Here is a 23,881-nt window from a genome sequence, read left to right as displayed (position 1 = left end):
GGCCGGAGGCCGCTAATTTCCCTCCTGCTGGCGCACCCGATCCAGGTAGGGCCGTGCGCGTTCCAGCCCTGTTTCGAGGGCGTGAACGGTGCCCTCCATGCTCTTGTTGGCTTGCGAGCGGAAGGTGTCGATTGCGTCCATGGTCTGGAAGACGTTGTCGAACGCTTTCTGCAGGGTTTCCACGCTGACGCCGGAGCTGGCCGCCTGCTGGTGGATCCGTGCGGTCTGATCCTTGAGCATCTCGGAAGTCTTGAGGATCATGTTGTTCGTGGTGGTGTTGATGGCGTCGATCTGATCGAGCACCATCTTCTGGTTGGCGAGGGCCTGGGCCACGATCACGGCGGTCCGCAGCGCGGAGATCGTCGTGGTGCGTGCCCGCTCCACGCCCTTGATCAGTTCGGTGTTGTTCTTGCGGATCATGTCGATGGCCAGGTAGCCCTGTACCGATACGGCCAGCTGCGTCAGGATGTCCTGGTGGCGCTGACGGATCGGGTACAGCACATCGGCGTCGAGTTTGCCCGCTTCCTCGATCTGGCCCGACATCTTCATCTCGTCGATCCTGGTTGCCGTAGCCCCGTCCAGGGCCTTCGCGAACACCGCGTACTCACTGAGCCCCTGCATGGTTTCCCACAGCTGGGTCTTTTCCTGGGCGAGTGAGGCGTTGTCCTTGAGCAGCGAATCCTGCCCGGCCATCAGGGATTTGATGATCTTGTCCAGCTGCGTCTGGGCTGATTCGTACTTCTGGAAGTACTTGGCCAGTTTGTTGCCGCCCGGAATGATCCCCAGGATCTTCCGGCCGACGCCCAAATCGGCCGCGTTCGGGGTGAGATCTTCCACGGTGGACCGAAGCTCGCCGAGGGTGGAGGCGACCTGCACCTGGGCGCTACTGCCGGACTTCTTCGCCCCGGCCAACGATGTGGACGACCGCTCCAGCAGCCGGCTCGAGGTGTCGGCGGAGGACACCAGCTGCTGGCCCGCCAGCCGGTTGATTCCGTCGATCTTGCTGGAGTACTCCGGGCTGTGCGGGTTCATGGCAGCGACTTCGCTGACGAACGCTCGTGCCTGCGCGTTGATCTCCTGCTGGCGTTCAGCCGGAACCGGAACCATCCCCGGGGCGTCGTCGATCTTGACGATGTCCACGGATTCCGGCGCGTTCAGTACCAGCGGCGTCGGTGACGACGTCTCGGGCGGTGTGAGTTGCATGCTCATTGTTGCGTCTCTCTTTTCTCTGGTCGCTGCGTCTTAGCCGAGCTGGACACCGTAGTCCGCGGCGATGCCGGCCAGTCCGGTGGCGTATCCCTGGCCGACGGCCTTGAACTTCCATTCGCCGTTGTGCCGGTAGAGCTCCGAGAAGATCATGCAGGTCTCCGGCGCCGCATCCTCACTGAGGTCGTAGCGCACGACTTCCGCGTCAGTCTCCTGGTTCACGATTCGGCAATAGGCGGCGCGCACCTGGCCGAAGTTCTGGCGGCGGGTCTCTGCCTGGTCAATCGAGACCACGAAGACGATTCGCTCAACATCTGCGCCCACTGCCGAGAGCTCGACGGCGACCACTTCGTCGTCGCCGTCGCCCTCGCCGGAACGGTTGTCGCCCTTGTGGACCACCGAACCGTCGGCTGCAGCCGGCTGGTTGTAGAAAATGAAATCCGCGGAACTGCGGACCTTTCCATCTGCGCCGAGCAAGAGCGCCGAGGCATCCAGGTCGAACGCATCGCCGGTTGTTGTACGGGGATCCCAGCCCAGCCCGACGAGAACCTTGTTCAGCCCCGGATCCGTCTTGGTGAGCGAGAGGTTACTGCCTTTGGTAAGGGTCAAGCCAGCCATGATTGTTCTCCTAGTTCAGTCAGGTGGGGTGGTGAAGCGGTGGCCGGGTTCCCCCGGCCCACCGGGCTTCTAGTCCAGTGCGATGCCGAAGTCCGTGGCGACACCACGGAGGCCTGAGGCATAGCCCTGGCCCACGGCACGGAACTTCCACTCGCCGTTGTGGCGGTAGATTTCCGCGAAAATCATGCACGTTTCGGCTGCCGCATCCTCGGTGAGGTCGTAGCGGACCACTTCGTTGGCGGTCTCCTCGTTCACAACCCGGCAGAACGCGTCGCGGACCTGGCCGAAGTTCTGGCGGCGGGCCTCCGCCTGGTCGATCGATACGACGATCACGATCTTCTCGACGTCGGGTGCGACGGCGTCGAGGTCGATCAGGACCTGTTCGTCGTCGCCGTCGCCTTCGCCGGTACGGTTGTCTCCCTGGTGCACGACGGCGCCGTCAGCTGAAGACAACTGGTTGTAGAAGATGAAGTCGTCGTTGGAGCGGACCTTGCCGTCCGCCCTGACCAGGAGCGCCGAGGCGTCGAGGTCGAACTGTTCGCCCGCGGTGGTCCGCGGATCCCAGCCGAGGCCGATCATGGCCCTGCGGAGCCCCGGATCAGCCTTCGTCAGGGACAGGTTGCTGCCTTTGCTCAGGGTCAGGCTAGACATGTGTTCCTCCTTGGGTGGGCTGCGAAGACTGATTTAGAGCACGGAAGCGGCGGCGCCGAGAACCTCGGCAGCGGTGCGGCCGTTGGCCGGAGTGCCGATCGCCTGGAAGCTCCAGGCGTTGCCGGTCCGCGAAAGCTTCGACATGACCATTGCCGTGTTCGAGCCCGCCTCGGTGAGGGAGTAGCGGGCGACTTCCGGGCTGCCCGCTACCGAGTCGTCGATGACCCGGCAGAACGCGTTCTTGACCATGTCAAAGGTCTGCTGGCTGTAGCTCGTGATGACAAACACGACGTGCTTGACCGCCGGCGAGACCGCGGGCAGGTTCACCATCATGGTCTCGTCGTCGCCGTCCCCGGCACCGGTGAGGTTGTCGCCGGTGTGGCGGATGGCGCCGTCCTTGCTGGTGAGCTGGTTGAAGAAGACCGTGTCCAGGTGCTTGCCTTCCCCGTCAAACATGATGGCCGAGGCATCCAGATCGATCTCAACCGTCTTCGTTCCGCCGAAGAACCCCTTCTTGGCCGGGACTGCCGAGTCCCACCCCAGGCCCAGGCGAACGTTCGTGAGGGACTCGCCGTTCTGCTTCGTGAGCGACAGCGACTGGCCTTTTTGCAAACTCAAACCCATTGACTTACTCGCATTTCCTAGTGGTGGCTATTGCTTTGTGCTGGCTACTGACGAGCCGTTCGCATCCGCTGGCTCGAGTGTTTTTTCCTGCCCGGCGGCACGGTTCCGCCTGTTGCGCAGGATCGATCCCGCAAAGGCGGCGCCGATGAAGACCACGCCGATGAGGCCGGTGATGATTTCGTTGATAGGGACCACGATGGTGATCAGCAGGATGACTGCCAGGGCGCCAATGGCCCAGTGCGCGCCGTGGTCCAGATACTCGAATTCGTCCAGCGTTCCCTGACGGACCAGGAAGACGGTCAGGGAGCGGACGAACATGGCGCCAATGAAGCCGAGTCCGAGGGCGATGATGATGGGGTCGGAGGTGATGGCGAAGGCCCCGATGACCCCGTCGAAGGAGAACGAGGCGTCGATGACTTCCAGGTAGAGGAAGAGCATAAAGGCAGCCTTGCCGGCCAGCTTGGCGGAACCGGAGGGGCCTGAGTGGACCACGAGGTCCGCGTCCGCAGCGTCGATGTCGCCGTCTTGATCGACGTCGAAGAGGTTTCCCAGGCCGTTCACCAGGAAGTAGGTGATCATGCCGAGCAGGCCCGAGAGCAGGACGATTCCCTGCTTCTCACCGGACACTGCGCCGGCGATGGCCAGTGCCGCCATTCCGGCGATGAGGGATGCGCCCTCGAGCTTGCCCAGCCGGGCCAGCGGGATTTCGAGGAACTTGATCCACTTGATCTCACGGTGGGCGAGGATGAAGTCCAGGAAGAGCATCAGGAGGAACATTCCGCCGAAGGCCGCAATCTGAGGATGGGCTTCGTGCAGCAGGTAGCCGTAGCTGCCGGGAGCGCCGGGATCGCCCTTTTCCATGGCCAGGGTGACCGCTTCAATGGGGTTCAGGCCGGCTGTGACTCCCACGATGAGGAGCGGGAACAGGATGCGCATGCCGAAGACCGCGATGATGATGCCCACGCTGAGGAACATCTTCTGCCAGAACGGGTTCATCCGCTCGAGGATTCGTGCGTTGACCACGGCATTGTCAAAACTCAGGCTGACTTCAAGAATGCCCAGGATGATGCAGAGGATAAGCGCTTCGGGTCCGCCGTAAAGAAAGGCGACCACCAATGCAATGATGGTGACCGCGAACGACCAACCGAATGTCTTGAGAACCACGCTGGAACAACTCCTGGAACTACTGGTCCTGACCAGTCAAGGACGGCAGGACGGCTAAAAACATCCCGGAAGTTATCCCCAGGACTTCGTGCCAACATCATATCGGCAGGGTGCGACTCTGTGCAGCCCCGTCTCCCCACCTTCTCACAACGACCGTGACCCGGTCCAAGTTCCGTCCGCCCTGCCTTGACGGCGGCCGCCAGGCCTTCGCGGCGAACGAAAAGCCGTACCCTGCCCCGCCAAACGCTGATGGCCAGGCGGAGGAAATAGTTCCTTCGCCTGGCCATCAGCGTCACGAGCAGGCTACGCGGCTAACTCCGCCGCACCTGCACGCCGTCGGATTTCAAAAAGAGCTGGGTCTCGGACGGGACCGCCGGGACCAGCCAGAGCACGTTGCCGCTCACTGAGACTTCTTCGACCTCACCGGCCGCCAGAACCTGTGCGTGCTTGAGGATTTCGACCCGATCGCCGGCCTTGAGGCTTCCCCAGTCGGAAACCGTGGCGGCGGATACCAGGCGCCTGGACATAACCGTCCCGCGTGCTTTCATGAACTTCTACCCCTTTGTATATGTTCTATGTCACAACTTCGTTGGTGTGACTTCCCATTAGTACTACAATTTCCGGGCCCCCGCTGGCCGTGTTGCCTACTATTTCGGGGGCGCCGGAAATTGGTCATCCAAACTGCATTTTGTTTCCTTTCAGGCGAGATTTCCGACGGCGGATTCGGCCGCCGCCCGGACCTTGCCCGAGGCGACGAGGAGGTCCGCCGCCTCCAGCTCCGGGGAGAGGAACCTGTCGGTTCCCGGACCGTCGACGACGTCGCGCAGTGCCGCGATCACCGCGGTGCCTGCCGGCCCCGGCACGAGTTCGCCGCCGGAGAGCTGGGTGCGGATGTCCAGCGCCCTCGCCGAGGTCACGAGCTCGATCGCCAGGACGCGGCGCAGGTTCTCCACGGAGCGGCGGAGCTTGCGGGCCGCGTGCCAGCCCATGGAGACGTGATCCTCCTGCATCGCGGAGCTTGGAATCGAGTCCACCGACGCCGGGACGGCCAGCCGCTTGTTGTCCGAGACCAGGCCGGCCTGGGTGTACTGGGCGATCATGAGGCCGGAATCGACGCCGGGGTCAGCGGCCAGGAAGGCCGGCAGCCCGTGCGAGCGGGCCGGGTCCAGCATCCGGTCGGTCCGCCGCTCGGCGATGGAACTCAGGTCCGCGACGGCGATGGCCAGGAAGTCCAGCACGTAGGCCACCGGGGCGCCGTGGAAGTTGCCGTTGGAGCTGACCCGGCCGTCCGGCAGGACCACCGGATTGTCGATCGCGGCGGCCAGTTCGCGGGAGGCGACCATGGCGGCGTGGTCCACGGTGTCGCGGACGGCGCCGGCCACCTGGGGTGCGCAGCGCAGCGAGTAGGCGTCCTGGACCTTGGTGTCGTTGACACGGTGCGAGGCGACAATCGGGGAGTTGGAGAGCACCCGCAGCATGTTGTCTGCGGAGGAGGCCTGGCCCGGGTGCGGCCGCAGCGCGGCGTGAAGTTCGGGCAGGAACACCTGGTCGGTGCCGAGCAGCGCCTCGACGCTAAGCGCGGCGGTGATATCCGCCGTCGTGAGCAACTGGCGGATGTCCGCGATGGCCATGAGCAGCATGCCCAGCATGCCTTCGGTGCCGTTGACGAGCGCCAGGCCTTCCTTCTCGGCCAGGGTCACGGGGTCGATCCCGTGCCCGGCGAGAAGTTCCGCGACGGTGCGGGTGCCCTTGGCGCCGCACAGCTCACCGTCGGGGCCCATCGCCTCGCCTTCGCCCATGAGGACCAGGGCGCAGTGGGACAGCGGGGCGAGGTCCCCCGAGCAGCCGAGCGAGCCGAATTCGCGGACCACCGGGGTGATGCCGGCGTTGAGGACGTCCACCATGGTCTGCAGCACTACGGGGCGGACACCGGTCCGGCCGGAGGCGAGGGTCTTGGCGCGCAGGAACATGATGCCGCGGACCACTTCCCGTTCCACAGCCGGGCCCATGCCGGCGGCGTGGCTGCGGATCAGGGACTTCTGCAGCTGGGTGCGCAGCTCGTTGGGGATGTGCCGGTTGGCCAGCGCCCCGAAGCCGGTGGAGATGCCGTAGGCCGGGACCTCGCTGTGGGCGAGGTCGTCGATGTGGGCGCGGACCCTGGCGACGGCGTCGAGCGCGTCCTGGGAGATGGTCACGTGGGCGTCGTGGCGGGCGACGGCGACGACGTCCTCGGGGGTGACGCCGCTGGAGCCGAGGGTGACGGTGAGCGGTGAGTGGGTGGTTATCGTCATGATGATTCCTACTTCTTTTCTGCGGCGGAGTCTGCAGTCACGGGGGCCATCGGGATGCGGACGCCGCGTTCCTGGGCGACCTCGACGGCGCGGTCGTAGCCGGCGTCGACGTGGCGGATGACGCCCATGCCGGGGTCGTTGGTGAGCAGGCGTTCGAGTTTCTGCGCTGCGAGGTCGGTGCCGTCGGCGACGGAGACCTGGCCGGCGTGGATGGAGCGGCCGATGCCGACGCCGCCGCCGTGGTGGATGGAGACCCAGGTGGCGCCGGAGGCGGTGTTGAGCAGGGCGTTGAGCAACGGCCAGTCGGCCACGGCGTCGGAGCCGTCGGCCATGGCCTCGGTCTCACGGTAGGGGGAGGCCACGGAGCCGGAGTCGAGGTGGTCGCGGCCGATCACGAGGGGGGCCTTGACTTTGCCCTCCTTGACGAGCTGGTTGAACAGCAGCCCGGCCTTGGCGCGGTCGCCGTAGCCCAGCCAGCAGATCCGCGCCGGCAGGCCCTCGAACTCGACGCGCTCGGCGGCGGCGTCGAGCCAGCGGTGCAGGTGCTTGTTCTCCGGGAAGAGGTCTTTAACGGCGGCATCGGTGACGGCGATGTCCTCGGGGTCGCCGGAGAGCGCCACCCAGCGGAACGGGCCGAGGCCCTCGCAGAACAGCGGGCGGATATAGGCCGGGACGAAGCCGGGGAATTCGAAGGCGCGGTTGTAGCCGCCCTTGCGGGCCTCGTCGCGGATGGAGTTGCCGTAGTCGAAGACCTCGGCGCCGGCATCCTGGAATTCGACCATGGCCGCCACGTGCCTGGCCATCGAGGCCTGGGCCTTTTTGGTGAATCCCTCCGGGTCAGCGGCTGCCTCGCGGTGCCATTCCTCAATGGTGACGCCTTCGGGGAGGTAGCTCAGCGGGTCATGGGCGGAGGTCTGGTCCGTGACGATGTCCACGGTGAGCTCGCCGGCGTTGTGGCGGCGCAGGATCTCGGGGAAGACTTCGGCGGCGTTGCCGACGTAGCCCACAGACCAGCCGCGGCGCTCCTCCTTGGCGGCCAGGACTTTGGCGATGGCGGCGTCGAGGTCGGTTTCGACCTCGTCGAGGTAACGCTTGCCGAGCCGCCTCCGGAGGTGGCTCTCGTCGACGTCGACAACCAGGCAGGCGCCGTCGTTCAGGGTGACGGCGAGTGGCTGGGCGCCGCCCATGCCGCCGCAGCCGCCGGTGAGGGTCAGGGTGCCGGCGAGGGTGCCGTCCTCGTCCCCGGTGAGCTTGCGGGCGATCGCGGCGAAGGTCTCGAAGGTGCCCTGCAGGATGCCCTGGGTGCCGATGTAGATCCACGACCCGGCGGTCATCTGGCCGTACATCATCAGGCCCTCGGCCTCGAGCCGGCGGAACTCGGGCCAGTTGGCCCAGTCGCCGACGAGGTTGGAGTTTGCCAGCAGCACCCGCGGTGCCCATTCGTTGGTGCGGAACACGCCCACCGGCTTGCCGGACTGGACCAGGAGGGTCTCGTCTTTTTCCATGGTTTCCAGGGTGCGGGTGATGGCGTCGAACGCGGCCCAACTGCGGACGGCGCGGCCGGTGCCGCCGTAGACCACCAGGTCATCGGGGCGTTCGGCGACCTCGGGGTCCAGGTTGTTCATGAGCATGCGCAGCGGGGCTTCGGTCTGCCAGCTCTTGGCGGTGAGCGTGGTGCCGCGGGCTGCTTTGACCGGGCGGGCACCGGTGGTGAAATCGGCGGGTGCCATGACGGGCTCCTTTGTGTCTTGGATTCTTCGTGGAATGAGGTTCTGTATCAACTAAAGCCTGTCCGCAACCGCGGAAACAGTGGCTACGGAAGGGTGCTGTCCGGTATTCCAGACGTATCCTTCTTTCCCCAACTGGCTCGCCGCGTTCCCCCAAGTAGCTCGCAGCAGGGGCCGTTTTGACGGCCCAAAACGGCCCCTGCTGCTACCCAGTCGGGCGGGGGCGGCGGGGGCGGGTGTTAGGGCACGCTCATCAGGCGGAGGGGCGGCCGTGGATCCGGATGGAGAGCTCGTCCGCGACCTTCTGCACCCGCGCGGCCAGCGCCGGCCACTCCTCCGCGGGCAGTTTGTCCTCGAGGAAGGTCACGGCGACGGCGGCCGTCGGCCAGCCCACGTGGTCCGTGACGGCGGCCGCGATCGAGCCGAAGCCGGGCGTCACCTCACCGTGTTCGGTGGCGTACCCGCGCTGACGGACCTGGTCCAGGTGCGAGGACAGCGCGGAGTACTTCATGATGGGCGATTCGGTCTGGTGCCGGGCGCTGAACGCGGCGGCATTCGGGTACAGGGCGCGGACCTGCGACTTGGGCAGCGCGGCGAGGATCGCCCGTCCGCTCGCGGTGAGGTGGCTGGGCAGCCGGACCCCGACGTCTGTCACCAGTGACGGGCGGTTCTTGGCCCGCTCCTCCACGATGTAGAGCACGTCGCGGCCGTGCAGCACGGCCAGGTGGGCACTTTCGCCGATCACGTCGACGAGCGAGGCGAGCATTGGCCGGCCCAGCCGGGACAGGGGTTCCTGCCGCGAATAGGCGGAACTGAGCTCGAAGGCGCTGATGCCCAGGCCATAGCGCTGCTCCTCATGCAGGTGCAGCACAAAGCCGTTGGCCTCCATCACGCCAAGCAGGTGGTAGACGCTGGAACGCGGCAGGCCCAGCGCCGTGGCAATGTTCGACGCCGCCATCGGCCCGCGCTTGGAGGCCAGCAGTTTGAGGATGCGCAGTGTGTGCTCTGCCGCCGGAACCTTCGACGTCGCCTTCGCGGCAGCGGCCCTGGCGGCCGGCCTGGCGGCTGGGGCGCCCGGGGCCAGCGGTGCGGGCGGGCCGGCCTCGGCGGTGGCGTTCAGTCTGGTGGTGCTCGTTGGCATGGGTCCTCTTCGAAATCGGGGCATGTCCGGTATCCCGTACTTAAGCATGCGCCCGCCCGGCGTCCCTGGACGGCCCGCTGCGGCAGCGCGTGTCTGGAATCCCGGACACTGCGGCCGGGATTCCGCCGCAGGACCTTCCCCCCCCGCCAGTCCAGGGCGGGCAGTAGCAGAGGAAGCCGGGCTCACACCGTGACGACCACCTTGCCGCGGGCCCGGCCTTCGTGCATGTACCGGATGGCCGCAGCCGCGTCGCCCAGCGCATAGCTCTTGTCGATGACCGGCGACACCGTGCCGGCTTCGATGAGTTCGGTCAGGTACCTGAGGTCTTTCGCGCGCTCGACGGCGATGAGCCCCTTGAGCTTCTGGCTCACAAACAGGGACAGAATGGGTGCGCGCAGTGAGCGTCCGAAGCCGCCGGTCCAGCGCCCGCCGCCTTCGCCGCCGACGATCACGAGGGTCCCGTGCGGCGTGAGCGCACGCCGCAGTACCGGGAGCGGGCGGTTGCCGGCGGTGTCGAGAATGAGGTCATACCGCCTCGAGCCGTCGGCGAAGTCGTCATGCTTGTAGTCAATGACGTGATCGGCGCCGATCGAGCGGACCAGATCCGTCTTCGCGGTACTGCACACCCCGGTGACCTTCGCACCGAACGCTTTGGCGAGCTGCACGGCGTAGGCGCCGACGCCTCCGGCCGCGCCAATGATCAGGACTTCCTGCCCGGGCCGGACCTGCCCGCTGTCGCGGAGTCCCTGGAGTGCCGTGACGGCCGAGATCGGGACGGCGGCTGCCTGCGCGAAACTGAGGTTCGCCGGCTTCAGCGCCAGCTTTCCCTCCTTCGCGCAGACATATTCTGCAAAGGACCCTTCGCAGGTGCCGAAGACTTCATCGCCGGGCCGGAATCCGACGACGTTCCGGCCCACCGCTTCCACCTCACCGGCGACCTCCCGGCCGCGGATGCCGTTCTTGGGCGCCTTGAGCCCGAAGCCGACGGCTCGGGTCAGGTACGGCAGCCCTGTCATGAGGTGCCAGACACCCTGGTCGACGCCGGCAGCGCGGACCCTGATGAGCACGTCGTCGTCGGCGGGCACCGGCTTGTCGACGTCGCGCAGCTCCAGTACATCCGCAGAGCCGTAAACGTCTTGAACGATCGCTTTCATGGTGCTTCTCCTTCAGAATCCGGGTAGTGGAACACATCATCGAGGGGAACCCTGAGGACATGGGCAATCTGGAATGCCAGCTCAAGTGAGGGCGAGTAGCGGCCCTGTTCGATCGCGATGACGGTCTGTCGGGTGACGCCGATCCGCTCGGCCAGCTCCGCCTGGGTGAGCTCGCCGCGCTCAGACCGCAGCCGACGGATCGAGTTGGTGACCCTGGTCGGTTTCACCATGACTGGAAGCCCCTGCGGTAGGCCACGATCTTGGCGACGGAGCCCAGGATTGCCGAGAGGAAGAAGGCCAGGTAGATGGCATTGGCGATCCAGAAGTGGTCCACCTCAGCCATCGCCAACACCAGGCCCGCCACTCCCCCGATGACGAGGAAGGACTGGCCGATGTACTCGCCGAAGCGGTAGATCTCCTTGTCACGCTGGTCCTTCGTCCCGGCCTCCCTGGCCGAGAACGTCCGAATCACGGTGTGCAGCACGATGGATCCCGCGATCGATCCGCCGACAGTCCACAGCAGCGGCGCCATGTAGGGAACCTCCGCCAGAGGCATGGAACCGGACAGGCCCAGGACGACGGCGAGGTACACCGCGTACGCGGCGACCGCCACCACCCCCATGATCCAGGCGCTCTTTTCCTCGAAGGACATTTCGTCTCCCATGTAAAACAAAGCCGACATCACTAATGTAAAGAAACTTTGACATTATGTCAATCGTTTTTCTGCGCGGAAATCACAGTCTGCAATCGGTCGGGCCGGGGCTAAGATCAGGCATGGTCCCTGCCGCCAACCTGCTGGCCTTTGCCCTCGTGGCCCTCCTGCTGATCGCCGTCCCGGGGCCGAGTGTGCTCTTCGTGATCGGACGGACGCTGGCCCTGGGACGCAAGGGCGGGCTGCTCAGCGTTCTCGGCAACGCACTGGGCGAGCTGGTGCAGATCGCCGCGGTGGCGCTGGGCGTGGGCGTGGTGCTTGCCCAGTCCATCGCGCTGTTCAGCGTGGTCAAGTACGCCGGTGCGGCCTACCTCGTCTACCTCGGCATCCAGGCGATCCGGCACCGCGGCAAAGGTCCGACGGCGGCGGACCCCACACGTTCGGCGTCGACCTTCCGGATCCTCCGGGAAGGCTTTATCGTGGGCGCCACGAACCCCAAGTCGATTGTCTTCTTTGTGGCCGTGCTCCCGCAGTTTGTCGACTACGCCGCGGGCGCCATTTCGCTGCAGCTGGCAACGCTCGGGGCGCTGTTCCTGTTGATCGCCCTGGTCTCGGACAGCGGCTGGGCCCTGGTCGCCGGCACGGCCCGCCGCTGGTTCGCCAGCTCGCCCGGGAGGGTCGCGGCCCTCGGCACCACGGGCGGCGTCATGATGATCGGCCTGGGCGGCACGCTGGCCCTCGTGGGCAATGCCCCGGAACTCCAGCCGGACAAGTAGGCCCTGCAGGTAGTACACGGCTGTGGCCCAAGTGGTGAGCGGTGTAACAGGGGTAGAAGTTACGCGTGTTACGAACGAGGCAGAAGCTTACAGTGGGTTTCACGGCGGTACCGGACCAGCCGGAGATTTGGCTGGGGAGCCCTCCGAAGCTGGTCCGGACCGCCCGAAGTTCGTTTGCCGCCGGAGCCGCGGCCCGGCCGCCCGGCTTGCCGCACCATGAAGGAGCCGCATTGCCATGTCAGCAGCCCCGATGTCCCCGCACTACCTGACGATCGCCGAGGTGGCCGCAGCGATGCGGGTGTCGAAAATGACCGTATACCGGCTGGTCAATTCGCACGCCATCGCCGCCGTGCGGGTCGGCCGCTCGTTCCGGGTTCCCGAGGAAGCCGTCGCCGACTACATCAGCCGGGCCACCGAGCCGGCCATACCCGCCCCTGAGCCTGAGGCGCCGGAACCGAACGCCCAGGATTCCCCTTAACCGCACCGTGGCGGGACGTCGCGCCCTAGTCCGGAGGATGCGGCGCAACATCCCACCCCGGCGGATGAGGGGTTCGGGCTAGCGTGCGGACCAGCCGCCGTCCATGGTGTAGCTGGCGCCGGTGACCATGCCGGCGTCGTCCGAGGCGAGCCAGGCAACGAGGGAGGCCACTTCCTCCGGCTCGACGAGCCGCTTCACGGCGGCCTCTGTCAGCATGATGGTCGCCAGAACCTCGGACTCGGGGATGCCGTGGACCTTGGCCTGATCGGCAATCTGCGACTCGACCAGCGGTGTCCGGACGTACCCCGGGTTGATGCAGTTGGACGTGACGCCGTGCGCGCCGCCTTCCAGCGCGGTCACCTTGCTCAGCCCTTCCAGCCCGTGCTTGGCGGAGACGTAGGCGCTCTTGAACGGCGAGGCGCGCAGGCCATGCACCGAAGACAGGTTGATGATCCGGCCGAAGTTGTTCGCGTACATGTGCGGCAACGCGGCCCGAATCAGCAGGAAGGGCGCCTCGAGCATAAGCGTGATGAGGCGGCGGAAGTCGGCCGGATCGAAGTCCTCGATCGGGCTGATCCGCTGGATTCCGGCGTTGTTGACGAGGATGTCGCAGTCCAGGCTGACGGACTGGAGTGCCTCGACGTCGAGCAGGTTGACCGCCCAGGAGGTGCCGCCCACCTCGTCGGCGAGGGCAGCGGCCGCGGCTTCATCCACATCCGCGATCACCACCTTGGCACCGCGTGCGGCCAGGGCCCGGACGCTGGCGGCACCGATCCCGCCGGCTCCGCCGGTCACCAGGGCCTTGCGGCCGTTCAAGCTGCTCTCCATGTCTGCACTCCTCAGTTCGCGGTCTTAACGGCCCAGGCGAGGCATGATGCACAGCACTGAGCAGCTTCAATGAGTATTGCCGCACAAAGTGGGCGATTCAATGGTCAAACCAGCACCCGGTATGTGCAGAATTGCAGATATGAATGCAAACCCCGACGACCTGCTGGTACTGCTGGCGGTCTCCCGCTCCGCAAAGTTCACGACGGCGGCCCAGACTTTGGGACTCAACCACACCACCGTTTCCCGGCGGATTGCGGCCCTGGAGAAGGCCCTGGGCGGCCGTGTGCTCTCGCGCGCCTCGGGAGGATGGGAGCTCACCGATCTTGGCGCTGAAGCGGTGCAGGTTGCAGAACGGGTGGAAGCGGCCATCAGGACCCTCGAGGAGCCGGGCCGGACTCCGGACCCCATCACCGGCGTCGTCCGGATGACTGCAACGGACGCCTTCAGCGCCTACATTGCCGCCCCCGCCGTGGCCCGCGTGCGCCGCGACCATCCGGGGCTCAGCGTCGAGATCATCACCGTGACGCGCCGGGCGCTCCAGCAGCGTTCCGGGCTGGACATCGAGGTGGTGGTCGGCGAGCCGCAGGTGCACCGGGCGGCGGCCGCCCGGCTCGGCGAGTACATGCTGGGAATGTATGCCTCGCGCGACTATCTGGCCGAGTACGGCACCCCCGCGACGGTGGAAGAGCTGACGGCCCATTCGCTGGTCTACTTTGTGGATTCCATGCTCCAGGTGGACGACCTCGACGCTCCTCGGAGGCTCGTTCCGACCATGCGGGACGGGCTGAGCTCCACCAACGTCTTTGTCCATGTGGAGGCCACCCGCGCCGGCGCGGGGATCGGGTTCCTGCCGTGCTTCGCGGCGGACCTGCACCCGGACCTTGTCCGGCTGCTGCCCGGGGATTTCGCCGAAAAGTTGCCTTACTGGATGGTGCTGCGGCCCGATTCGATGCGCCGACCGGCCGTGGCGGCGGTGGTGCAGGCACTGCGCGAACAGACCGCGGCCCACCGCGAAGCGCTGATGGGCCGGGGAGGAACTGCAGCAGCTGCTCAGTAAGCGCCGTTTTCGGGCCGCAGGATGGCCGTTAAGCAGCAGTCGACGGCGGCGGGCCCACAGATGGCGGATCGCGGCGGACCGGGGCCCCGGCCGCGAAGGCCCGGACCTTGGCGTCGTTCCAGATGTGGGCGGGCACCGCGCCGCCGAGCAGCCGCCGCGCCAGCTGCGGGTCATCGTCGAACGGCAGGTCGCTGCCGGCCATGACCATGTTCCCGTAGCGCCGGCCCTTGAGCATGGCGGGATCGGCGATGATCACCGTGTGCTCGAAGGTAACCGCGATGGTGGCCGCGTCCTCCCGGGCGTTCTTGAGGTCCGGAGCGTCGCCGGAGTTCACCACGTAGATCCCGCCGGGGGCCAGCACCCGCTTGGCGTGCTCGTTGAATTCCTGGGTGGTCAGCGGACGCGGGGTCACGGATCCGGCGAAGACGTCGCGGATGATGAGGTCGCGGGTGTGCGGCGTGAGGTTTTCGGTGACGTCGCGGGCCTCTCCCACGCGCAGGCGCATCAGCGGCGCCTTGGGTAGATCGAACCAGCCGCGGACGTACTCCGCGAGCTTGCCGTCCAGTTCCACCACCACCTGGCGGGCTTCCGGATAGGCGGCATGGAAGTACCGGGCCAGTGAGCATGCTCCCCCGCCGAGGTGAAGGGCGCGCAGCTTCGGTTTGGTTTCCCGGGACCAGCGCGATTCCGCCAGCGCGGAGATCCAACGCATGTACTCGAAGTCGAGGAACAGCGGATCCGCGAGGTCGATGTGCGAGCTCATCACGCCGTTGATCCGCAGCAGCCAGCCCGTGGAGTTGTCCTGGTCCGCGATCAGCTCGCAGTCGCCGGTGTCGATGTAGTAGATGCCCTCGACCGGGCCGTCCGGGCGGGTGCCTTTCGGCACCTCGATCACTCCCGGCGTCGTGTTTCCGGTGCTCCGGCCGGCCGTCCTGCCCCGCTTGGCCATCAGCCGTCCACCGTTTTGCTCATCTTTCAACCCTAGTTGACCGGCAGCGGCGGTCCCGCCGGCTCGGTCTCCTGCCGGTCGTGTGCTTGACTGGCCCGGTTTTGGCCTCTCGCGCCGCTTGGCTGCGGGCGTGGGCGAGCCGCTGCTGCGCAAAACCGGGCCACTTCAGTGGCCGCCCGGAATGCCCCGACACATTCTGCCTCTGAGAAGAAATAAACCAAGGGTACTTACTAGTTTATAGTAATCATGCTTACTATTTGTATCCCAGGATTGCTGGTTTGTGATCAGCAGCCGATCTTCTTGGAAAGAGAGCGAAGATGACAGAAAACCAATGGCCCCAGGACGGCAGCCTCGGCACCCCGACGGCGGCCCAGCAAACAGACCCCCGGCAGGATTCGACCGTCCCGCCCTCGGCTGTCACGGCGCCGAGCCCCAACGAAGGATCCACCAAGAAGGACGCGGCCAAGGAGCAGGCCGGTGAGGTCACCGCCCAGGCCGCCGATTCGGCCCAGAACGTGGCACAGACGGCCAAGGCCGAGGCGGCCAATGTCGCCGCGGAGGTGAAGACCAACACCCGGGATCTGCTGCACCAGGCCAAGTCCGACCTCACAGCACAGGCGGGTACCCAGCAGCACAAAGTCGCCGAGGGCCTGCGCTCCGTTTCGACCGAACTGCACACGATGGCCGCCGCCTCCGATCAGCCCGGCGTCGCTAGCGACCTGGTGCGCCAGGCCGCCGACCAGTCCTCCGCAGTGGCGTCCTGGCTCGACGGCCGGGATCCCGGTTCGCTGCTGACCGAAGTCAAGACCTTTGCCCGCCAGCGTCCCGGCACCTTCCTGATGCTGGCCGCCGGTGCAGGCATCCTCGCCGGGCGGCTGAGTCGGAGCCTCAGCGCCGGCGCCCCGGAGCCCACGGGCAGCGCACCGACGGGTCCCGGAGCCGGCACGCCCGCGGCCGGCGGTGCAAATGTAAACCGGATGCCGGATACAGGATTGGCGGTTCCGCCGCCCCCGGTACAACTGCCGGCCCCGGAAACCACCACGGCGGGCTTCGCGGACACCTACCCGCCGAACGCACACCACCCGGAGCCGGGCTCCGAGCCCCTCGATGAGAGCCCGCGCGAGGGCATCCGGCAGGACGGCTGGGCTTCAGAACCTGTGGTTAGGGATCCGCTTCGAACTGATCCCCTGCGCGAAGATCCCTTTGACGGTGGCCGTCGATGAGCAGCGAAATACCTCCTACCGCCGCCCATGCCAAGGCGGATACCACGTCCCTCGGCGACCTCCTGGGCGACGTCACGCGGGACATGTCCACCCTGATGCGCCAGGAAGTCGAGCTGGCCAAGGTGGAACTCAAGCAGTCCGCCACACGGGCCGGCAAGGGCAGCGGAATGCTCGCCGGCGCCGGGGTCGCGGGCCACTTTGTGCTCCTGTTCCTGTCCTTGGCGCTTTGGTGGGCGCTGGGGACCCTGATGGGACTGGCCTGGTCCGGCGTCGTCGTGGCCGTCATTTGGGGCATCATTGCCGCCGTCCTGGCCTCGATCGGCCGCAATGAACTCAAGTCGGTCAAGGGCCTGCCCCAGACCGCCGAGACCCTGCAGGAAATCCCTCCCGCGCTTAAACCCAACTCCTAGATCCAGCGAGGAACCACGATGAGTGAAAACCCGGATGACATCCGAGCAGATATCGAAGCAACCCGCGCGCGGCTCGGCAGCAATGTCGACGCAGTGGCGGACAAGGTCACGCCGTCGCACATTGTGCAGCGGCAAAGTGACAAGGTCAAAGATGCCGTTTTCGGAGTGAAGGAGAAAGTCATGGGGGCAGCCGACCACGCTCCGGGCAACGTGCACTCCGCCACCGGGAGTGGCGGCGCGCATTTGGGTAATGCGGGCTCCGCGATCGGGGACGCCCCGACGCAGGTGAAAACGAAGACCCAGGGCAACCCGCTCGCCGCAGGACTGATCGCCTTCGGCGCCGGCCTTTTGGTCTCCTCCCTGATTCCCGCCAGCCAGAAGGAGCGCGAAACCGCGGATGCCCTGAAGACCGCGGCCGAACCGCTCACTGCGGAACTGACTGAGGCTGCCAAGAACGTCGCCGAGGGACTCAGGGAACCCGCGCAGGCGGCCATGGAGAACGTCAAGGCCACGGCCGGCGACGCCGCCGAGCATGTCAAGGCCGAAGGCCAGGGCGCCGTGGCGGAGGTCAAGGACTCGGCTGCGGACGCGAAGGACCACGTCCAGCAGGCGTAGCCCTCCTCTGAAGTCGGCCGGCTGCCCGCGCTGAGGCGCTGGGCGGCCGGCCGCTGCGATTAGCCCCACGAAGGGAGATTTTCATGGCCAAGAACCTTGGCAAGGCAGAAAATGGCACCATGACCGAAGCCGAAACGCATGAGAGCAGCACGGCCAAGGCCCGCAGAGCTCCGGCCCCGGACGATTCCCGGAAGCCGGGCAGCCCCACCGATGTCACCAAAGCCTCATGGAAGTACATCGCCCAGAAGACCCTGCGGGAATTCACGAAGGACCAGTGCCCGGACCTGGCCGCCGCCCTGACCTACTACTCGGTACTCTCCCTCTTCCCGGCAATTCTGGCGCTGGTGTCCTTGCTGGGAATCTTCGGGCAGGCCGGGAAGACCACCTCGGCGCTCCTTGAGATTGTCCAGGGCATCGCACCTGGCTCCACGATCGACTTCATCCGGCAACCGATTGAAGAGTTGACCAGCTCTTCCACCGCCGGGTTCGCCCTGGTCATCGGCATCCTGACCGCCCTGTGGTCCGCCTCCGGCTATGTGGGGGCCTTCGGCCGGGCCATGAACCGGGTCTACGAAATCGACGAGGGCCGGCCCTTCGTCAAGCTCCGGGGCACTATGCTCGCGGTCACCGTCGTGACCGTGCTGATCGTCGCCGTGCTCGCCGCCATGCTGGTCCTTACCGGTCCGGTAGCCGAGGCCGTGGGTAACGTGGTCGGGCTCGGCGGTGCGTTCCTGGCCGTCTGGACTATCGCCAAGTGGCCGGTGATCCTGTTGCTCATCATTGCGGCGATCGCCATCCTCTACTACGCCACCCCCAATGTGAAGCAGCCCAGGTTCCGCTGGCTGAGCATGGGCGCCTTCATTGCCCTGGTGATCTTCCTTCTGGCTTCCCTTGGATTCGGCTTGTACGTGGCCAATTTCAGCAGCTACAACAAGACCTACGGCGCGATTGGCGGCGTCATCGTGATGCTGCTGTGGCTCTGGATCCTGAACATGTCCCTGCTGTTCGGCGCCGAGTTCGACGCCGAGACGGAGCGCGGCCGCCAGTTGCAGGCCGGCATCGAGGCTGAAGAAACCATCCAGCTGCCACCTCGGGACACCAAGCAGAGCGAGAAGCTTCAGGCGCGGGAGGAAGAAGACATCCGCCGCGGAGGCGAACTGCGCGAGCAGCGCGGAGGCGCTGAACAGGACTAGGCTGCGGGACCTCCGCCCCTAACCGGATCGGCGGCATTGAGCTCTACTGGGCGGGTACGGCTGGGGCAGATGCGGCCGCCGAGCAGGGAGGAAGCATGGCACCCGCTGCAGGTCATGAACGCACCACAGTGGCAGTGGGCCATGACGGGTCCGCGACCGCCCGGCAGGCAGTCCGGTGGGCAGCCGGGTACGCCGCCGCCGCACAGTCACCGCTTCTCGTTGTCCATGCCTGGGTCTGGCCCGTGTTCACCAAGAACCTCGGCCCGGTGAAGGGTGCGGACGGCAGCGGCATTCGGCGGAGGCGATCCTGGCGGAAGGCATCGAGCTGGCGCGCGGCGCCTACGCCGCAGCAGCCACCGGGCCCCCTGGCGGCAAACCCGGAACGAACGATGTCGAAGGCGTCATCGAGGCCGGTCTCCCCGCCCAGTTTCTGCGGGACGCGGCCCGGGACGCCCGCCTTCTCGTCGTCGGCAGCCGCGGGATCGGCGGCGTGCTGGGCCAGCTGGCGGGCTCCGTCTGCCTGGACCTGGCCGGCTCGCCGGGGTGCTTGGCACCCCCTGCAGCTCGTCCATGTTGACCGGGAGGGCAACCGTGAGGAACATGGGCGTCATGCCCCGCTCCACGGTCAGGAACTGTTGGACCATACCCTCGACGAGGCCCGTAACCTTGCCCCGGACCTGGCCATCTCCGGCATGCTGCGGGAAGGCCGGAACGCGCCCAAGGAGCTGCTGGCGGCTGCCGGCGGCTGCTGGCGACGCCGAGGCGCTCGTGATCGGAACGCATAACCGCGAGGGCAGCCCCGGCAACACGGTCTCGGCCGTCCTGCACAAGGCGCGCTGCAATGTGTTGACTACGCGCTGATCCCGCCGCAAAAAAACCACCGCCTTCAGAGGGGAGCTGGAGGTTCTAAGAAGAGGAGGATGGCCCCGTGCGAGCCTGGCGGGTTGCACAGCCGGGACCGATCAGCACCGGCCCCCTGGTAGCCGTCGAGTGCCCGGACCCCCGGCCGGGCCCCGGCGAGGTGCTGTTGCGGGTCCGGGTGTGTGGCGTGTGCCGGACCGACCTGCACCTGGCCGAGGGCGACCTCCCACCGAAGCACCCCGGGATCATCCCCGGCCATGAAGTTGTGGGCGAAGTGCTCAGATGCGGGACCCGGGCCACAAGGTTCTCCCGCGGGGAGCGGGTGGGCGTCGCCTGGCTGGGCGGCACCTGTGCCTCCTGCCGCTTCTGTCTGCGCGGTGAGGAGAACCTCTGCCTGGCCCCCACGTTTACCGGCTGGGACCGCGACGGCGGCTACGCCGAGCTGATCACCGTTGCGGAAAACTTCGCGTACCGGATTCCCGATCTCTTCTCGGACGAGGAGGCCGCGCCCCTGCTGTGCGCGGGCATCATCGGCTACCGGGCCCTGAGCCGTGCGGAGCTGCCCATCGGCGGCCGGCTGGGGATCTACGGTTTCGGCGGCTCCGCGCATCTGGCAGCCCAGATCGCGCTCTACCGGGGCGCCCAGGTGTACGTTATGACCCGGTCCGTGGAGGCCCAGCGCCTCGCCCTCGAACTGGGCGCCACGTTCGCCGGCGGCGCCGACGAGGCACCGCCGGAGCTGCTCGATTCCGCCATCCTGTTCGCTCCCGCGGGCGGCCTGGTACCCGTGGCACTGCGGGCCCTGGACCGCGGCGGGACGCTCGCCGTCGCCGGTATCCACCTCAGCGACATCCCGCCGTTGAACTACGCCGACGAGCTCTTCCAAGAACGCCAGCTCCGCAGCGTCACGGCCAACACCCGGACCGACGGCGAGGAGTTCTTCCGGATTGCCGCGGAGATGCCGATCCGCCCGACGACGGTGCCCTACCCCTTCGAAGCCGCGGACCGGGCGCTGCTGGACCTCGCGGGCGACCGGATCACGGGCGCCGCCGTGCTGCACCTGCCCTGATTCAGCTATCCTGGCGCCGGAACTCGTGGACCTGGCCGGCACGCAGCAACACCCGCTGAGCACCCACCCGCACCAGCACCGGGGCGGCGTCGCCCGGGGCGGCGGATACCCGCAGCCGGTCGGTCTCGAGGTGTACAGCCAGCAACTGGTCGCGGTAGCGGACGTGGAAGTCCACCCGGCTGAGCTCCGCCGGCAGCCGCGGCGCGAAATCGAGGGCGTCGCGGGTGATCCGCAGCCCCGCGAAGCTGCGCTGGACGACGTCGATCGTCCCGGCCATGGCGCCAAGATGGATGCCTGAGCTGGTGGTGCCGCCCTGGGTGTCGTCGAGGTCCGCGTCGAGGGCCTCCCGGAAGGTGGCCCAGGCCTGCTCGGGATCGCGCTGCGCCAGCACGGAGGCGTGGGCGACCCGGCTCAGGGTGGAGCCGTGCGCCGTCCGGGCCAGGTAGAAGTCCACCGTGGCGGCCATCTGTGCGGAGGTGACGGTGTAGCCCATCCGGCCCAGGAAGTTGCGGAGCTGGTCCTCGCCCAGGACGTACAACAGCATCAGGACGTCGGCCTGTTTGGCCAGCTGGTAGTTGTTGGCGCTGTCGCCTTCCGCCTCGAGGATGAGGTCCAGCCGTTCGATGTTCCCGTAGCGCCGGCGGTAGCCCTTCCAGTCGAGTTCGCGGAGCCGGCCATAGCCGTCGAACTGGCTGATGATGCCGTCGCCGTGGAACGGGACGAACATTCGCCGGCTGAGGTGCTCCCACGCAGCAATTTCGGCGGCCGTGACGCGCAGTCGGTCGCGCAGTTCCTCCATGTCGAACCCCTGGACGGAGTGCATGATCCAGACCGACTGGTCGAACAACCAGGCGGCCATGACGTTGGTATAGGCGTTGTCATTCAGTCCGCCGCCCGGGTTGTCCGGAGTGCCCGTGTGGTATTCGTCCGGGCCCATCACACCTTTGAGATGGAAGCGCCCGTCCGCCGGATCGTAGTCCGCCATCGAGGCGAACAGCCGGGCGACGTCGACGATGATTTCCGCGCCGTGCTCCGTCAGCCAGCCGCGGTCCTGCGTCGCCTCGAAGTACTGCCAGGCGTTGTAGGCGACGGCCAGGCCGACGTGCCGCTGGAGGTGGGAATAGTCCGGCATCCAGTGGCCGGATCGCTCGTTGAACAGGAGCCTGGGCGTTTGTTCCGTGCCGTCGCTGCCGCTCTGCCAGGGGAATAACGCGCCCTGCAGCCCGGCCGCCCTGGCCGCATCCCGGGCGGTTCCGAGCCGCCGCCAGCGGTAGTCGATCAGTTCCCGGGCGACGGAGGGAAGCCGGGAATTGAGCAGGGGCAGGACGAAGAGTTCGTCCCAGAAGATGTGTCCCCGGTAGCCCTCGCCGTGCAGGCCGCGGGCGGGCACCCCGGCGTCCAGTTCGGCCGTGTGGGTGGTGAGGGTCTGCAGCAGGTGGAACACGTGCAGGTTCAGGATGAGCTGTGCCTGCGAACTGGCGTCGGACTCGATGATGAAGGGCTCCAGCAGGAGGCCCCACGCGGCCTCATGCTCCGCCAGCAGTGTCTCGAACCCGCCGGCCGACCGGGCCAGGACGGCCTGGGCGGTGGTCCCGGGCGAGGAAATGGCGTGGTCTCGGGAGCTGGCCACTCCCACTGTCTTGGTGACGGTGACCGGAACACCCGCACTGCAGGGTACATCGAAGCGGTGACCGTGCAGCCCCCCGAGTTGTTCAGGGTGGCCCGGCCCCCTAGCTGGGGTCCCGGGCTGGCCGTCGGGAGCGGACACGTGTGTCCGGAGCGCGAGGGCGATCCCGATCCCGCTCTGGTTCGTTCGGACGTCCACCGTGAGGCCGGCGATGCCAGGGCCGCCGCCGTAGGAGGTCACCGTCACGGACGTCAGATGCCTCGTGGCCAGCTTTCGGTCCCCGGGTACATTCGAATTGGTGACGTCGGTGTTGCAGCCGCTGCGGATGCTCGCCGTGCCGCTCCAGCCGACGGCCGTAAGGGTGGTTTCCAGAGCGGCGAGGTGCGGCTCCGCCATTGACACGAACCGGCGCTGCTGCAGCTGAAGCTGCCGGCCGTCGTCGTCCTCCAACAACGCCTCGCGGGTCAGCACGGCGCGCTTGAGGTCCAGGGTGCGCCGCTCGCTGCGGAGCACCAGGCCGCCCCCGGACCACCAGTCTCCGTCCCCGATCCGGATGTCCAGCGGCAGCCAGTCCGGGATGTTGACCATGTGCTCGTCTACCGTTTCCTGCCCCAGGACCACGCTGCGAAGGCTGTTGTAGACCCCCGCAAGGTAGCTGCCGGGATAGTGAATCTCGCCGGCGCGGTGTTCTGGGGCGGCTCCGCGGGTCGCCATGTATCCGTTGCCCAGGGTGGTGAGGGCCTCCCTGTGGCCTTCGTGGGCCGGATCGAAGCCCTCGTAGACCAGCATCCACGGGTGCGTGATGACCAGGCCGATGTCCAGTTGGCTGACGTCTTCCACTACGACGTCGGCGCCCGCGGCCTCCAGCGGTTTCCGGTGTCCCGCCCGGTCGATGCCGACGACCAGTCCGAAACCGCCTCGCCGTCCGGCCTCCACACCGCTGATGGCCTCCTCGATCACCATCGCCCGGGCCGGCGGGATCTGCAGCCGGTGGACGGCTTCCAGGAGCAGAGCAGGGCCCGGCTTCCCCGCGAGGCCGTGCTGCAGGGCCGTCTGCCCGTCAATGATGTGGTCGAAGGTGCCGTCAAGGCCTGCGGCGGCCACCACCGCGCCGGCGTTCCTGGCGGAGGTCGCCAGTACCACGGGAATCCGCCCGGCCTTCAATCTGCGGAGCAGTTCCACGGTGCCGGGGAACGCCCGGACCGGGTTGCCGCTGAGCAGCTTCTCGAAGAGTTCGTTCATCCGTGCCGCGAGTCCGAACGCGGTCCACTCGCCGGAACCGTCCGACGGCGATCCGGCAGGGATGCGGGCGCCGCGCGAGCGGAAGAAGGTGATGACCGCGTCCTCCCAGGTCCGGCCCGCCACGAAGATGGCGAAGTCGTCGGCGGTGAAGGGGTCCCGGCGGGTCTCCGGGGGTAGCCGCGGGTCCTGGAGGACCTCATCGAACAGCTGATTCCATGCAGCTGCGCGGTGCTCCACGGTGTCCGTCACCACGCCGTCGAGTTCAAAGATCACGGCATCGACGGGCGCCAGCGCGGCTGCAAGGGTGGGCGACTCCGTCATGCCT

Annotated in this window: 24 protein-coding genes and 1 pseudogene; 10 read left to right on the top strand and 15 right to left on the bottom strand. The window is 67.0% G+C overall.

Annotation, left to right across the window (positions count from 1 at the left end):
• Positions 1-12: 12 nt before the first annotated feature.
• From ACZYZE_RS01800 to ACZYZE_RS01745, 12 genes are all read right to left on the bottom strand, one after another.
• Positions 13-1,209 carry a toxic anion resistance protein gene (locus ACZYZE_RS01800; protein WP_459317827.1) on the bottom strand — a complete coding sequence of 399 codons (1,197 nt, stop codon included), beginning with the start codon at positions 1,207-1,209 and terminating at the stop codon, positions 13-15.
• Between the two features lie 33 nt (positions 1,210-1,242).
• Positions 1,243-1,824 (bottom strand): TerD family protein, encoded by a 582-nt coding sequence (locus ACZYZE_RS01795; protein ID WP_459317828.1) that lies wholly within the window; start codon positions 1,822-1,824, stop codon positions 1,243-1,245.
• A 69-nt stretch (positions 1,825-1,893) separates the two neighbouring features.
• Entirely contained in the window at positions 1,894-2,475 is a 582-nt protein-coding gene (locus ACZYZE_RS01790; RefSeq protein WP_459317829.1) for a TerD family protein, read from the bottom strand.
• A gap of 33 nt (positions 2,476-2,508) precedes the next feature.
• Positions 2,509-3,099 carry a TerD family protein gene (locus tag ACZYZE_RS01785; RefSeq protein WP_459317830.1) on the bottom strand — a complete coding sequence of 197 codons (591 nt, stop codon included), beginning with the start codon at positions 3,097-3,099 and terminating at the stop codon, positions 2,509-2,511.
• A gap of 27 nt (positions 3,100-3,126) precedes the next feature.
• The gene (locus ACZYZE_RS01780) at positions 3,127-4,263 is read right to left on the bottom strand and encodes a DUF475 domain-containing protein (RefSeq protein WP_463905898.1); all 1,137 of its coding nucleotides are present in this window, start codon (positions 4,261-4,263) and stop codon (positions 3,127-3,129) included.
• Between the two features lie 311 nt (positions 4,264-4,574).
• Positions 4,575-4,811: a hypothetical protein gene (locus ACZYZE_RS01775; RefSeq protein WP_459317832.1), complete on the bottom strand. Its 237-nt coding sequence runs from the start codon at positions 4,809-4,811 to the stop codon at positions 4,575-4,577.
• A 150-nt stretch (positions 4,812-4,961) separates the two neighbouring features.
• Positions 4,962-6,554, bottom strand: coding sequence for a histidine ammonia-lyase (hutH, locus tag ACZYZE_RS01770; RefSeq protein WP_463905896.1), 1,593 nt, complete (start codon positions 6,552-6,554; stop codon positions 4,962-4,964).
• Between the two features lie 8 nt (positions 6,555-6,562).
• The gene (gene hutU, locus ACZYZE_RS01765) at positions 6,563-8,284 is read right to left on the bottom strand and encodes a urocanate hydratase (RefSeq protein WP_463905895.1); all 1,722 of its coding nucleotides are present in this window, start codon (positions 8,282-8,284) and stop codon (positions 6,563-6,565) included.
• A 250-nt stretch (positions 8,285-8,534) separates the two neighbouring features.
• Positions 8,535-9,422, bottom strand: a complete 888-nt coding sequence (locus ACZYZE_RS01760) for an IclR family transcriptional regulator (protein WP_463905894.1) — start codon at positions 9,420-9,422, stop codon at positions 8,535-8,537.
• 182 nt (positions 9,423-9,604) lie between these two features.
• Entirely contained in the window at positions 9,605-10,576 is a 972-nt protein-coding gene (locus tag ACZYZE_RS01755; protein WP_463905892.1) for an NAD(P)-dependent alcohol dehydrogenase, read from the bottom strand.
• Positions 10,573-10,806, bottom strand: coding sequence for a helix-turn-helix transcriptional regulator (locus tag ACZYZE_RS01750; RefSeq protein WP_459317837.1), 234 nt, complete (start codon positions 10,804-10,806; stop codon positions 10,573-10,575). The genes ACZYZE_RS01755 and ACZYZE_RS01750 overlap by 4 nt, the downstream gene beginning before the upstream one ends.
• Entirely contained in the window at positions 10,800-11,228 is a 429-nt protein-coding gene (locus ACZYZE_RS01745) for a hypothetical protein (protein WP_463905891.1), read from the bottom strand. Before ACZYZE_RS01745 ends, ACZYZE_RS01750 begins: the two co-directional genes overlap by 7 nt.
• Positions 11,229-11,350: 122 nt before the next feature.
• Between ACZYZE_RS01745 and ACZYZE_RS01740 the strand changes: the two genes are divergently transcribed.
• Both ACZYZE_RS01740 and ACZYZE_RS01735 read left to right on the top strand, forming a co-directional pair.
• Positions 11,351-12,004: a LysE family translocator gene (locus ACZYZE_RS01740; protein WP_459317839.1), complete on the top strand. Its 654-nt coding sequence runs from the start codon at positions 11,351-11,353 to the stop codon at positions 12,002-12,004.
• A 235-nt stretch (positions 12,005-12,239) separates the two neighbouring features.
• Positions 12,240-12,482, top strand: coding sequence for a helix-turn-helix domain-containing protein (locus tag ACZYZE_RS01735; RefSeq protein ID WP_459317840.1), 243 nt, complete (start codon positions 12,240-12,242; stop codon positions 12,480-12,482).
• Between the two features lie 78 nt (positions 12,483-12,560).
• Here ACZYZE_RS01735 and ACZYZE_RS01730 read toward each other — a convergent pair whose 3' ends face one another.
• Entirely contained in the window at positions 12,561-13,310 is a 750-nt protein-coding gene (locus ACZYZE_RS01730; protein WP_459317841.1) for a 3-hydroxybutyrate dehydrogenase, read from the bottom strand.
• Positions 13,311-13,449: 139 nt separating this feature from the next.
• On the opposite strand from ACZYZE_RS01730, the gene ACZYZE_RS01725 reads away from it, so the two are divergent.
• Entirely contained in the window at positions 13,450-14,367 is a 918-nt protein-coding gene (locus ACZYZE_RS01725) for a LysR family transcriptional regulator (RefSeq protein ID WP_459317842.1), read from the top strand.
• A 28-nt stretch (positions 14,368-14,395) separates the two neighbouring features.
• Here ACZYZE_RS01725 and ACZYZE_RS01720 read toward each other — a convergent pair whose 3' ends face one another.
• Positions 14,396-15,316 (bottom strand): spermidine synthase, encoded by a 921-nt coding sequence (locus ACZYZE_RS01720; RefSeq protein ID WP_459317843.1) that lies wholly within the window; start codon positions 15,314-15,316, stop codon positions 14,396-14,398.
• Between the two features lie 317 nt (positions 15,317-15,633).
• Between ACZYZE_RS01720 and ACZYZE_RS01715 the strand changes: the two genes are divergently transcribed.
• From ACZYZE_RS01715 to ACZYZE_RS01685, 7 genes and pseudogenes are all read left to right on the top strand, one after another.
• On the top strand, positions 15,634-16,539 hold the full coding sequence (locus ACZYZE_RS01715; RefSeq protein WP_463905888.1) for a hypothetical protein: 906 nt from the start codon (positions 15,634-15,636) through the stop codon (positions 16,537-16,539).
• Positions 16,536-16,949: a phage holin family protein gene (locus tag ACZYZE_RS01710; protein WP_463905886.1), complete on the top strand. Its 414-nt coding sequence runs from the start codon at positions 16,536-16,538 to the stop codon at positions 16,947-16,949. The genes ACZYZE_RS01715 and ACZYZE_RS01710 overlap by 4 nt, the downstream gene beginning before the upstream one ends.
• Positions 16,950-16,967: 18 nt before the next feature.
• The gene (locus ACZYZE_RS01705; protein WP_463905884.1) at positions 16,968-17,564 is read left to right on the top strand and encodes a DUF3618 domain-containing protein; all 597 of its coding nucleotides are present in this window, start codon (positions 16,968-16,970) and stop codon (positions 17,562-17,564) included.
• Between the two features lie 83 nt (positions 17,565-17,647).
• A complete protein-coding gene (locus ACZYZE_RS01700; RefSeq protein WP_463905882.1) occupies positions 17,648-18,757 on the top strand; it encodes a YihY/virulence factor BrkB family protein in 1,110 nt (369 codons plus the stop codon).
• A 95-nt stretch (positions 18,758-18,852) separates the two neighbouring features.
• Positions 18,853-18,951: pseudogene (locus ACZYZE_RS01695) on the top strand (universal stress protein); the annotation flags it as partial.
• Between the two features lie 441 nt (positions 18,952-19,392).
• The gene (locus tag ACZYZE_RS01690; RefSeq protein WP_459317930.1) at positions 19,393-19,542 is read left to right on the top strand and encodes a hypothetical protein; all 150 of its coding nucleotides are present in this window, start codon (positions 19,393-19,395) and stop codon (positions 19,540-19,542) included.
• Positions 19,543-19,685: 143 nt separating this feature from the next.
• Entirely contained in the window at positions 19,686-20,687 is a 1,002-nt protein-coding gene (locus ACZYZE_RS01685) for a zinc-dependent alcohol dehydrogenase family protein (RefSeq protein ID WP_459317848.1), read from the top strand.
• Position 20,688: 1 nt separating this feature from the next.
• Here ACZYZE_RS01685 and ACZYZE_RS01680 read toward each other — a convergent pair whose 3' ends face one another.
• Complete coding sequence (locus ACZYZE_RS01680) at positions 20,689-23,877, bottom strand: HAD family hydrolase (protein WP_463905880.1); 3,189 nt, start codon at positions 23,875-23,877, stop codon at positions 20,689-20,691.
• Positions 23,878-23,881 lie beyond the last annotated feature (4 nt).

It is taken from the genome of Pseudarthrobacter woesei (genome assembly GCF_055412745.1).
The sequence above is the reverse complement of the archived record's forward strand: the minus strand, read 5'-3'. Positions and strand labels throughout refer to the sequence as shown.